Here is a 10,959-nt window from a genome sequence, read left to right as displayed (position 1 = left end):
TGTTTTAAATGGACCAACCCGATCAATGGGTTTAAAGATTTTTGAACGAACTTTAAAATTAAGTTTCTATAGAATTAATAGTCAGGTTATTCAATATTTTAAAAGGCCTAAATAAGAGTTAAGGCAATATATTTTATGCGGTTGTTTTAAGTATGAGTAAAAATGGCAACCCACAGATGAATTGCCATCTCAAGTTTTATTATTCAGCTTCAATAATTTCAAAATCGTGGGTAATTTCTACGCCACCATCAGATAGCATTTTGCTTGCAGAACAGTATTTTTCAGCTGAAAGTTCAACCGCTTTCGCAACCTGTTTTTTTTTGACTGCTTTACCCGTTACCACAAAGTGTAAATGGATTTTGGTGAATACCGCAGGAATGCTATCTGCACGTTCAGCTTTGAGCTGACATACCACATCGGTCACATCTTGGCGTGATTTCTTTAAAATAGTCACAATATCAAAGGAAGCACACCCACCAAGTCCCATTAATATCAACTCCATAGGACGTGGTCCACGGTTTTGACCCCCATAGGCCTCTGCCCCATCCATCACGATTTGGTGACCACTTTCCGATTTTGCTTCAAAAGCAACATTCTCTAGCCAATGAACGCTTGTTTGCATTGCAACTACCTGAAAAAAACTATAAATTTACGATGTACCTGTACACTAACATAAATTGAGTTGATAAGGAATTTCAGCTCTTCTGTGTGACAAGTTCACTTTAGGTCTTGTGCGATCTATTAATTATCCATATTCGGAACCGTTAGCATGACTTCAAACTTTTCACAACTTAGCACTGATGCACTGTCTCCAGGTCAACTCCCAGAGTCAGTAAAAGCATTATTAAAACGTGCTTATATAAACCGATATCCAAAACGCACTGCAATTGTAGATGCAGGCTCTGAATCAAAATCGCTTTATCTGATTTTAAAAGGTTCAGTATCCATTATTTTACGTGAAGATGATGAGCGTGAAATTGTAGTGGCGTATTTGAATGCTGGGGACTTTTTTGGGGAAATGGGTCTTTTTGAAGCAAATCCACAACGTACTGCAGAAGTTCGTACACGCGACGTTTGTGAAATTGCTGAAGTTACCTATGACAATTTTCATGAATTAAGCAAACAATATCCTGATCTGAGCTATGCCGTATTTGCCCAGCTTGTTCGTCGCTTAAAAAATACTACACGTAAAGTGACTGACCTGGCGTTTATCGATGTTTCTGGTCGTATTGCTCGTTGCCTGATTGACCTTTCATCTCAACCAGAAGCCATGATTTTACCAAATGGGCGTCAAATCCGTATTACCCGTCAAGAGATTGGCCGTATTGTGGGTTGTTCACGTGAAATGGTTGGCCGTGTCTTAAAAACGCTGGAAGAACAAGGCATGATCCAGACCGATGGTAAAGCCATCCTGATTTATGATGTTGCTGTTGAAGATGCCGATACATCTTTAGAAGACGAGGATGATGAAGAATAAGTTTTCTTCACTTCAATCTGAAAGCAAATCTTAAGATTTGCTTTTTTTTATGCCTGTATTTTCGACCCGCTCTTTTTAAATTTTTATGACAACTTTAAAACAATTGATGATTTAACGCTGATGCAAAAATCGGTTAGCCTTGTGAACTATTCACAATTTCTTGATAAAAATTAAAGGACCAAGCCTCATGCAATTTAAACCTTTAGCCAACACAGGCATTCTGCTCCCTGAAATCTGTTTGGGAACCATGACCTTTGGTGAGCAAAATACTCAGGCAGAGGCTTTTCAACAACTTGAATATGCTTTAGATCAAGGCTTATTTTTCTGGGATACTGCTGAAATGTATCCCGTACCGCCAAAACCGGAGACTCAAGGGGCCACAGAAACTATTTTGGGCAACTGGATTGCACAACGTGGACATCGTGACAAACTGTTTATTGCTTCAAAAATTGTCGGCCCTTCACAAGGCGGCAGCCACATCCGTGACGGGCAAACCCGCTTTACCGCAGCCGAGATTAGCTCGGCAATCGATGGTTCCTTAAAACGCCTGCAAAGCGATTATATCGATCTCTATCAACTGCATTGGCCGCAACGTCCGACCAATTTCTTTGGCAAGCTCGGCTATGGCAATACTGAAGCTCAAAATCAACAGCAAATCACCGCATTGGAAGAAACTTTAACCGCACTCAATGATGAAATTAAGAAAGGGCGTATTCGTTATATTGGCTTATCTAATGAAACACCTTGGGGAACTTTAAAGTTTTTACATCTGGCAGAAAAACTAGGTCTGGAAAAATTTGTCAGTGTACAAAACCCGTATAGCTTGCTGAACCGGACTTATGAAATTGGAATGTCTGAAATTGCCCATTATGAAAATGTAGGTCTACTCGCCTATTCGCCTCTAGCCTTTGGTTATTTGACCGGAAAATTCCGTCATGGTGCACGTCCTGCAAATGCACGTGTCACACTTTTCTCTCGTTTTAGCCGTTATAGCAATCCTGAAAGTGAATGGGCAACTGAACAATATGCTCAACTTGCAGAAAAACATGGTTTAACCCCCACTCAACTGGCTTTGGCATTTATCAAACAGCAGTTCTTTGTGACCAGTACCATTATTGGCGCGACCAATCTGGATCAGCTCAAGGAAAATATTCAGGCTTTTGACATTGATCTATCAGCAGAGGTTTTACAAGCTATTGAAGATATTCACCGTCAACAGCCGAATCCAGCACCATAGATATTTCTCAGTTACCTGTTAAGGTGAAGCACTGCTTCACCTGTCACAAATAATTTACAATTTTCAAAATCAAAAAAAATCATATAAAAAAGGATGCCTAAGCATCCTTTTTTAGTTAACAACTGATTAACGTTTGTTATAAATCGCTTGAGCAGCAGGCAAGTTTTTACGCATTGCTTCAATACGCTGGCCATTTGAAGGGTGAGTCGACAAGAATGATGCACCACCTGCACCTTCCAGTTTATTCATTTTTTCCCAAAGAGTAATGGCTGCTTGCGGATTATAACCTGCACGCGCCATTAGCATTAAACCACCTTGGTCGGCACGACTTTCCAGACTACGTGAAAAAGGTAAACCTACACCTACTTGGGCACCCAACTGCGCTGCAGCAGTACCCAACTGGCCCACATTATTTCCAGCTGCGCTTAGACCAATGTTCAAAGCCAAGTCAGTTAATGCTTGTTGACCAATTTTATTTTTAGAATGTTCCTCTAAAGCATGCACCATTTCATGCCCCATGACTGCCGCAATTTCAGCATCGGTCAGATTTAATTTATTCACGATACCGGTATAGAACACCACTTTACCACCCGGTGCTACATACGCATTAATTTGATCTGATTTTAGAACAGCCAGTTTCCAGTCAAATTTTTGGCCTGTCTGGTTGATTTGATCGCCATAAGGTTTTAAACGCATAAATACAGAATTAATGCGTTTATAAGTCGTTGAAGATGTATCTAAAGTGTTATTTGCACTCGCTTCCTGAACGGTTTTATTAAAGCCTTGTGCTGCTGTTACATTTAATGTGGATGAATCTGCCCCTGCCATTTCTGCTACAGTCGTACAGCCTGAGATAGTGATTACACTAGCCGCACACAAACTTAAAACGAGTTTGCTATTCATTATAATAATCTCCACCTTAAAAATAGATATCTCTTTTCAAGAGATTATATGGAATAGTGAATAATCTTGAAATTAATATTGTCTCCATAATCATATCATTTATGTAAACAAGCTTATTTAAGGAATTGAAAACCAAGCCAATAAAGCAAACATAAAATATTCAGTCCCAAATACATCTGACAAAGTGGTTTAATTTTTTGCTCTAGTTCTGCATTTTTACGCTTAAAAAATAAAAATGCGTTTTGAATAAGAATGATCGGAACTAAAATGCAGGCGATGATGACGCTTAATCCAATCAATGCCGCATTAATAATAGCTGGATCTTGAGTTTGTGCCTGAATAATCAGCATGGCAATTGTAGGAGCGCCCCCTATTGCGAAGAGTAATGAATAAAACATCGTTGCTGATATATTTTTATGCATCATGCACAACCTTGTATTTCTTTTTAAGTTTGACATTCTAGCAAGCACAAATGAATTAAACAGCATACTCGGATGCAACTTTAGTCTGGCACAATTTGCTCTTGTTTATTTTTATATTGAAACATGCATATAAAAAAGCCCCGCATGAGCGAGGCTTTTAAAACGTCTTAATTCAAATGCAAATTAAGCATCGAAAGGATGACGTAAAATAATGGTTTCATCACGGTCTGGACCGGTTGAAATGATGTCGATCGGACATTCAATGAGCTGCTCAAGACGTTTAACGTAGTTAAGCGCAGCTTGTGGCAATTGCTCAATTGATTTAGCACCAAAAGTAGACTCAGACCAACCTGGCATAGTTTCATAGATTGGTTTTAAAGTTTCGAATGCAAGCGCATCAGAAGAACCTACACAACCAGAATCTGCCTCTTCATAACCGACACAGATTTTCACTTCTTCCAAACCATCAAGAACGTCAAGTTTAGTCAAGCAAATACCAGAAAGTGAGTTTACTTCCACTGAACGGCGTAGGATTTCAGCATCGAACCAACCACAACGGCGTTGACGACCAGTAGAGGCGCCGAATTCAGAACCAACGGTACCCAAGTGCTTACCAATTGCATCACCCACATCGCTCGCAGCATCATAAACAAGTTCTGTAGGGAATGGACCAGCACCTACACGAGTTGTGTACGCTTTAGTAATACCCAATACATAGTCAAGGTGTAATGGACCCAGACCTGAACCAGAGCTTACGCCACCAGCAGTTGTGTTTGAAGAAGTCACGTACGGGTATGTACCGTGGTCAACGTCTAGAAGTGAACCTTGCGCACCTTCAAACATGATGTTGTCACCGTTTTTGCGGTATTTGTGAAGCTCACCAGTTACATCAATAACTAATGGAGCAACAACTTTACGCCATTCGTCACAAAGTGCGATTACATCTTCTAATTTAACCGCTTCTACGCCGTAGAATTGAGTTAACTGGAAGTTATGGTACTCAAGAAGCTCTTCAAGTTGAGCTTTAAGATGATCGCCACCACGTACTAAGTCAGCAACACGGATTGCACGACGAGCAACTTTATCTTCATACGCAGGACCAATACCACGACCCGTGGTACCAATTTTTGCGTTACCACGTTTTTTCTCACGCGCCTGATCAAGTGCGATGTGGTTTGGAAGAATGAGTGGACAGTTTGGAGAAATACGTAAACGCTCTTTAACTGGCACGCCTTCTTTTTCAAGAATATCCATCTCTTTGATGAGCGCTTCAGGTGAAAGAACCACACCGTTACCAATTAAGCACAGTACGTTTTCACGTAAAATACCAGATGGAATGAGGTGTAATACAGTTTTCTTACCACCAACCACGAGAGTGTGACCTGCGTTGTGTCCGCCTTGATAACGAACGACCGCTGCCGCTTGATCTGTGAGCAGGTCGACGATCTTACCTTTACCTTCGTCGCCCCATTGGGTACCAAGTACCACAACATTCTTGCCCATAATAGCCTCATTGCATCATGCTGTTAAAATAGAAAACAAAACTGAATGACATGAACATTCAGCTCTGCGATTAAATCGGTTCGACTGTCCACTCATTCGCTTTGTTCACCAACTGGTGAGTAGCAAACGGAATTGAGTTTAAATCATCATTACCTAATAACTGAATAACACTTAAGCCTTGTGCACGCACAGCAGCGATAGCATCAAGTAATGCTTTATCTGTGCCTTTTGGTGCAACAACTTTTTGAACTTGCTTAAACTGGCCTGCACTGAGTGCATATAAGTCACAAGAAAAGCCTGTTGCAGGACGCGCACGACCAAAGTGCTCGCCAATACCGTCATAACGGCCACCTTGAGCCAAGGGCGCTGCACGGTTTGGCGCATATACGGCATACATTAAACCAGTGTGGTAGTGATATGAACGAAGTTCTACAACATCAATACCAATATCCAAATCTGGCCAACGCGCCTGAATTTCAGAGCGGGTCGTTTTGACTGCATCAAATGCCTGTTTGAATGCCGGGTCTGCAATAATTTCAGCACTCAAGTTGGCTTCTAAAGCATCTAAATCACTTGAATAACGACCGAGCGCATAAAAATCTGCACCAAATTTTAATTCTTTTGTAAATTCAACAAGCTCAGGCAAGGCTTTGCGTTGATAAAGATCTGAAAGCTGGCTTTCTTCCGCTTTAGTTAAACCGGCATGTTTAACCAGACTACGGAATAAACCGACATGACCTAAATCCAGATGGATGCCATCTTCAAAGCTTGCTGTTTTTAATAAGTTGAGCATCACGTCAATCATTTCGACGTCAGCATCAATACTATCTGAACCAAAAAGTTCCGCACCCAGTTGCAGCGGTGCACGCGTGGTATTAAAACCTTGAGGTTTAGTGTGTAAAACCGTACCAGCGTAGCAATAGCGCGCTATGCCTTCGACTGGATGTACATGCGCATCGATACGGGCCACTTGCGGTGTCATATCGGCACGCACACCAAGTAAACGGCCAGAGAGCTGGTCGATGACTTTAAAAGTGGCTAAGTCTAAATCTTGATTCGATTCTGAGAGAGAAGAAAGAGATTCGATGTATTCGATAAATGGCGTGTACACCAGCTGATAACCTCGAGATGCGAGGAAATCTAATGCTTCACGGCGCAAAGTTTCAATGACTTGCGCTTGTTCTGGTAATACATCAGCTACACCATCAGGTAATAACCATGTCTCTGAAATGGGCATGTTGTAAACCTAAATACTTGTCAGCGCGGAACTAATCCGCATAAAAAAATCGGGAGCACACCCGATTTCTCCTAGTCTAGCACGATCACTTTAGCTGTGCACATGACTTTTGCAGATTTGTTCTATTTTTACCCTCTAATTTATGCCGTTTGAAAGCTGAATAAGCTGAATCATTAATAATTGATTAGCTGTCATACACATTTAAACGCTACAGAGTCAGAAATAGCTGAAACAAGTCATATCGCAAAAGGCAATCCACCCTTGATAGAAAGCAAAAATAAATCAGCTTAAAGGCAATTCGGTGGTTTGCTTGACGCTCTGTAAAGGAATTTCAGTTTTTACATTTTGAATGCCTGAAATTTTATTCAAGTGATTGATTTGAAATTTACGATATGCTTCCAGATCAGACACCACTATTCTTAGAAAAAAGTCGCAATCCCCTGCCATCAGCTGACATTCAACAATTTCCGGCATGTGCATAATGGCATCGATAAACTGATTCACGGTCCGTTCATCCTGTCCTTTCAACCAGATACGGGCAAACACCGTTAAACCCAGCTGCAGTTTTTGCGGATTCAGCAAGGCTACATATTTTTCAATAATGCCATCATCTTCCAGCTGCTTTACCCGACGCAAACATGGAGATGGCGACAAACCCACCATTTGCGCCAACTCATTATTTTGTAATTTCCCATTACGTTGCAGCGTCTGCAATATGCGCTTATCTATCTGATCCATAACCCATTAAAGCATTTAATGCCAATTATCCTTCATAATTCGCAATTTTATATTAAATTCAAATCATTTAAAGCCAAAATTAATTACAAATTCCAGCATAAGCTTTTTAAAATATGCCTTTCCCGTCTTACCCCCTTTGGACAGCAGTCATGTTGATGTTTAAAAGTTCCGTACCCAATTTAACCACCTCTCAGGAGGTTGTTGAATTTAAACGCGGAGTCAAAACATCAGTTCCGCTGTTACTCGGCATTATCCCTTTTGCCTTGGTGCTAGGCGCACAGGCCACTCAAAAAGGCTTTTCTACGTTAGAGGTACCTTTGCTGACAGGGCTGAATTTTGCCGGAGGTTCCGAGTTTGCCATATTAGAAATGTGGACCAACCCTCCCAATATCATCATGCTGATGTTCATCACTTTTCTAGTAAATAGCCGGCATTTACTGATGGGTGCAAGCCTAGCGCCCTACTTACGCCACTTGCCCAACAAAACCGTTTTTACTGCGCTGTTTTTTATGGTCGATGAAAGCTGGGCGGTAAGTTTGGCAGATGCACAGAAGAAACACAGCAGTTTGGGATACCAATGTGCCTTTAGCATGATGTTTTATGCTGGGCTATGTTTTGCCCTCTATCTGATGTGGGTGGGTTTTACGTCATTAGGCGCCATTATCGGACCGGTATTGGGTGACATTAGCCGTTTTGGTTTTGACATGGCTTTTCCAGCGGTCTTTTTAGTGTTATTACGCGGTATGTGGAAAGGTATGCGCGCCGCACGCCCATGGTTATTCAGTTTGATTACTGCTGCACTGGCTTACTTATATTTACCTTCGGGTTGGTATGTCCCCGTTGGTGCAATCAGCGGTATTGCTTCAGCCTTCTTTTTAATCGGAGATGAAGCATGATCCATTCAGCCACGCTCATCGCCATTCTCTTTATTGCTATAACCACTTATCTGACCCGTATTTTGGGTTATGTGCTGTTAAAAAATAGAACCCTCAGCAATAAGCAACGCCAGATTATGGAAGTTGTACCTGGCTGTGTGCTGATCTCGGTCATAGCACCGTATTTTGTTAAAGACAATCCTGCAGATATGATTACAATTGTGATTACCCTGCTGGCAGCCTCACGTTTTTCTTTATTACCGACTGTAGCCATAAGTATGGCATCTGCCGCAGCTTTAAGAGTACTGCTGGTTTAAAAGCCAATTCTGAAATTACAGTGTGGGTTTATCGGTTGAATGAATGCTTTTGGCCAATCGACCCACCAATTCGGCATTTTGCGATTCCACCTGATTGAGTTTAGTCGTGGTTTTATCAATCACTTCTTGCTGAATATGCATTTTTTTGGCCAGGTCCTGCATAATTTCCAGGGTTTTTTTCAGGTTTTCTTCCAATTGAATTACTTTTTTTTCTAAATGCTGATGCAATTGAATTTCACTGAGAGCAGCGCCCTGATTGGTAAATTGTGCCCAAATCAAAAAGATCACTGCTATGGCTAAAAGGAGAATAAATCCCCATATAAATATCAACATAGGTGCGCTGCTCGTGTTAGTGATTCATGACTCATTCTTTGCCGTGAATCGATGAAATTAAATTAAAAAAGCTTATAATTTTCATATAGTAATTTTAAAATTAACTGTGCCTGGATTGTATTTGTTATAAGCATTATTTTAGGTCTGTAATCCGCGGTTATTTCTAGCAACAAAAGGAACTTTATAGCGGTCTATTCATCCTACTGAAGACAAGACGTTTACTCAACAATTAATCGAACATAAGAACAAATTGATAATAATTGAGATACAAGTCTCAGTTAATACCCGCCAGCACTCTGAAATTTAATGCTTTGCGGAAGCAGTCAGCTTGGAAAGCTCATCTGCTCACTTTTCCAATAAAGACCGTTATTTATAGGTAAAGGATTCACATAGATCCAATAAGCGGTTGGCATAACCCCATTCATTATCATACCAGGCAAAAACTTTGGCTTGATGTCCAACCACCATGGTTTGGCTCAAATCGACAATCAATGAATAAGGTGAATGGTTAAAGTCTGATGAAACCAGAGGTTCATCGGTAACATCCATAATTTCGGCATAATCATGACGTGCTGACTTCACTAACACTTCATTAATTTTATGCGCTGTAACATGAGATTGAGCAACAAAAGTTAAATCAATGGCAGCGACATTAATAGTAGGTACTCGAATGGAATAACCATCTATCCGCTCTTCCATTTTCGGCATAACCCGTTTTAAAGCTCCCAGCGCCGAAGAGGTAGTTGGAATAATGTTGTGTCCTGAAGCACGGGCACGACGTAAATCGCGATGTGCGTGATCCAGTACCGATTGGTCTGCCGTAACCGCATGGATTTCTGTCATCAATGCAGTATCTATGCCAAAGGCATCATCAATGATTTTAACCAAAGGCACTAAAGCTTGCGTGGTACAGGATACGCTGGAGATAATCTGGTCCGTGGCTTTAATTTCATGATGATTGACACCATAAACAATCGCAGCGTCGACACTGTCAAAAGGTGCAGCGCCAATAATTACCCTTTTCGCGCCGGCCCTAATATGTTGGGTTGCCGCCTCACGTGAACGGAACAAACCGGTACATTCCAGCACCACATCAATATTTAAATCATTCCACGGCAAGCTCTCAGGCTGCTGCTGACAAAACACCTGTACTTTTAATTGCGCCAGACCTGCGGAAATATGCAAAAAAATCTGTTCATTTTCCAACAATACTTCGACTTTGCCTTTAAAGCGCCCATGAGTAGTGTCGTATTTAAATAAATGAACCAGTGTTTCTACATCTGCAATATCGTTAATAGCCACGATATCAAAATGAAAATCTTTAGGATTTTCAAACCAAGCACGTAATACATTGCGACCAATTCGCCCGAAACCATTAATGGCTACTCGTTGCATTAGATATCCTTAACTCTTGGGTAGATGTAAACACGTCTCTATGTTAATGGATTTTAATGCTAAATCGTTATTATTAATTCGTTTAATCCTTATTTGATTTAGTATTTATTCAATAATTGCTCTGCCTTCTCACTTATTATGTCTTGGAATTATTTTTATAATGAAACCGAGAAAAAACAAGCTGCATTCATTCTATTCACAAGCAAAACCCAGGGCATGCAAAATATTAGAATCAATGAGCAACTCAAACGTAATTCAATACCTGATCCTAAAAACTGCAGTTTAAAATCAACGAAAAAAAGCAACGTCTGATCATGAAATTTCATCATCAACGGTATCGATTTAACCGGCTGAATCTTCATCAATATTATAGAATTTAGATAAAAAATCAATGTAATAAGAACAGTCAATTACATCAAAAGTACCCACTTAAAACGCATAAAAACTAAGCAAAAAATCCCCCTAATTCATAGAAATGAGTGAAATAAACCGAATTGTATAAAAAGTCATATAGATCTTCGA

General features: G+C 40.5%; 12 protein-coding genes. 4 read left to right on the top strand and 8 right to left on the bottom strand.

Translation table 11 applies throughout. From position 1 onward, the window contains the following. Positions 1 to 199 precede the first annotated feature (199 nt). Positions 200 to 622 (bottom strand): OsmC family protein, encoded by a 423-nt coding sequence (locus B2Y23_RS05100; RefSeq protein ID WP_291352340.1) that lies wholly within the window; start codon positions 620 to 622, stop codon positions 200 to 202. Positions 623 to 769: 147 nt separating this feature from the next. Here B2Y23_RS05100 and crp point away from each other — a divergent pair, with 147 nt between their 5' ends. Beyond that, entirely contained in the window at positions 770 to 1,477 is a 708-nt protein-coding gene (gene crp / locus B2Y23_RS05095) for a cAMP-activated global transcriptional regulator CRP (RefSeq protein ID WP_291352342.1), read from the top strand. 187 nt (positions 1,478 to 1,664) lie between these two features. Further along, complete coding sequence (locus B2Y23_RS05090; RefSeq protein ID WP_291369401.1) at positions 1,665 to 2,714, top strand: NADP(H)-dependent aldo-keto reductase; 1,050 nt, start codon at positions 1,665 to 1,667, stop codon at positions 2,712 to 2,714. Positions 2,715 to 2,840: 126 nt separating this feature from the next. On the opposite strand, the gene B2Y23_RS05085 is transcribed toward B2Y23_RS05090, so the two are convergent. From B2Y23_RS05085 to B2Y23_RS05065, 5 genes are all read right to left on the bottom strand, one after another. Then, positions 2,841 to 3,617, bottom strand: coding sequence for a M48 family metallopeptidase (locus tag B2Y23_RS05085; protein ID WP_291369400.1), 777 nt, complete (start codon positions 3,615 to 3,617; stop codon positions 2,841 to 2,843). A gap of 113 nt (positions 3,618 to 3,730) precedes the next feature. Beyond that, positions 3,731 to 4,039, bottom strand: a complete 309-nt coding sequence (locus B2Y23_RS05080; protein ID WP_291369403.1) for a hypothetical protein — start codon at positions 4,037 to 4,039, stop codon at positions 3,731 to 3,733. A gap of 183 nt (positions 4,040 to 4,222) precedes the next feature. Continuing rightward, a complete protein-coding gene (locus B2Y23_RS05075) occupies positions 4,223 to 5,542 on the bottom strand; it encodes an adenylosuccinate synthase (RefSeq protein ID WP_291369399.1) in 1,320 nt (439 codons plus the stop codon). Between the two features lie 70 nt (positions 5,543 to 5,612). Next, the gene (locus tag B2Y23_RS05070; protein WP_291369398.1) at positions 5,613 to 6,779 is read right to left on the bottom strand and encodes an ATP phosphoribosyltransferase regulatory subunit; all 1,167 of its coding nucleotides are present in this window, start codon (positions 6,777 to 6,779) and stop codon (positions 5,613 to 5,615) included. Positions 6,780 to 7,061: 282 nt separating this feature from the next. Beyond that, complete coding sequence (locus tag B2Y23_RS05065; protein ID WP_291369397.1) at positions 7,062 to 7,517, bottom strand: Lrp/AsnC family transcriptional regulator; 456 nt, start codon at positions 7,515 to 7,517, stop codon at positions 7,062 to 7,064. Positions 7,518 to 7,666: 149 nt separating this feature from the next. Between B2Y23_RS05065 and B2Y23_RS05060 the strand changes: the two genes are divergently transcribed. Next, positions 7,667 to 8,413 carry an AzlC family ABC transporter permease gene (locus B2Y23_RS05060; RefSeq protein ID WP_291369396.1) on the top strand — a complete coding sequence of 249 codons (747 nt, stop codon included), beginning with the start codon at positions 7,667 to 7,669 and terminating at the stop codon, positions 8,411 to 8,413. Continuing rightward, on the top strand, positions 8,410 to 8,709 hold the full coding sequence (locus B2Y23_RS05055; RefSeq protein ID WP_291369395.1) for an AzlD family protein: 300 nt from the start codon (positions 8,410 to 8,412) through the stop codon (positions 8,707 to 8,709). The genes B2Y23_RS05060 and B2Y23_RS05055 overlap by 4 nt, the downstream gene beginning before the upstream one ends. A 15-nt stretch (positions 8,710 to 8,724) precedes the next feature. Here the strand turns inward: B2Y23_RS05055 and B2Y23_RS05050 are convergent, their stop codons facing one another. Continuing rightward, positions 8,725 to 9,042: a hypothetical protein gene (locus B2Y23_RS05050; protein ID WP_409449754.1), complete on the bottom strand. Its 318-nt coding sequence runs from the start codon at positions 9,040 to 9,042 to the stop codon at positions 8,725 to 8,727. A gap of 366 nt (positions 9,043 to 9,408) precedes the next feature. Beyond that, positions 9,409 to 10,437: a type I glyceraldehyde-3-phosphate dehydrogenase gene (locus tag B2Y23_RS05045; protein ID WP_291369394.1), complete on the bottom strand. Its 1,029-nt coding sequence runs from the start codon at positions 10,435 to 10,437 to the stop codon at positions 9,409 to 9,411. Positions 10,438 to 10,959: the final 522 nt, after the last annotated feature.

Source organism: Acinetobacter sp. UBA5934 (genome assembly GCF_002430855.1).
Taxonomy (GTDB): Bacteria; Pseudomonadota; Gammaproteobacteria; order Pseudomonadales; family Moraxellaceae; genus Acinetobacter.
The sequence above is the reverse complement of the archived record's forward strand: the minus strand, read 5'-3'. Positions and strand labels throughout refer to the sequence as shown.

What these genes read in the sequence shown, in the direction of transcription:
- B2Y23_RS05100 (WP_291352340.1), bottom strand. Translation starts at nt 622, where the DNA reads ATGCAAACAAGCGTTCATTGGCTAGAGAATGTTGCTTTTGAAGCAAAA.
- crp (WP_291352342.1), top strand. Translation starts at nt 770, where the DNA reads ATGACTTCAAACTTTTCACAACTTAGCACTGATGCACTGTCTCCAGGT.
- B2Y23_RS05090 (WP_291369401.1), top strand. Translation starts at nt 1,665, where the DNA reads ATGCAATTTAAACCTTTAGCCAACACAGGCATTCTGCTCCCTGAAATC.
- B2Y23_RS05085 (WP_291369400.1), bottom strand. Translation starts at nt 3,617, where the DNA reads ATGAATAGCAAACTCGTTTTAAGTTTGTGTGCGGCTAGTGTAATCACT.
- B2Y23_RS05080 (WP_291369403.1), bottom strand. Translation starts at nt 4,039, where the DNA reads ATGCATAAAAATATATCAGCAACGATGTTTTATTCATTACTCTTCGCA.
- B2Y23_RS05075 (WP_291369399.1), bottom strand. Translation starts at nt 5,542, where the DNA reads ATGGGCAAGAATGTTGTGGTACTTGGTACCCAATGGGGCGACGAAGGT.
- B2Y23_RS05070 (WP_291369398.1), bottom strand. Translation starts at nt 6,779, where the DNA reads ATGCCCATTTCAGAGACATGGTTATTACCTGATGGTGTAGCTGATGTA.
- B2Y23_RS05065 (WP_291369397.1), bottom strand. Translation starts at nt 7,517, where the DNA reads ATGGATCAGATAGATAAGCGCATATTGCAGACGCTGCAACGTAATGGG.
- B2Y23_RS05060 (WP_291369396.1), top strand. Translation starts at nt 7,667, where the DNA reads ATGTTGATGTTTAAAAGTTCCGTACCCAATTTAACCACCTCTCAGGAG.
- B2Y23_RS05055 (WP_291369395.1), top strand. Translation starts at nt 8,410, where the DNA reads ATGATCCATTCAGCCACGCTCATCGCCATTCTCTTTATTGCTATAACC.
- B2Y23_RS05050 (WP_409449754.1), bottom strand. Translation starts at nt 9,042, where the DNA reads ATGTTGATATTTATATGGGGATTTATTCTCCTTTTAGCCATAGCAGTG.
- B2Y23_RS05045 (WP_291369394.1), bottom strand. Translation starts at nt 10,437, where the DNA reads ATGCAACGAGTAGCCATTAATGGTTTCGGGCGAATTGGTCGCAATGTA.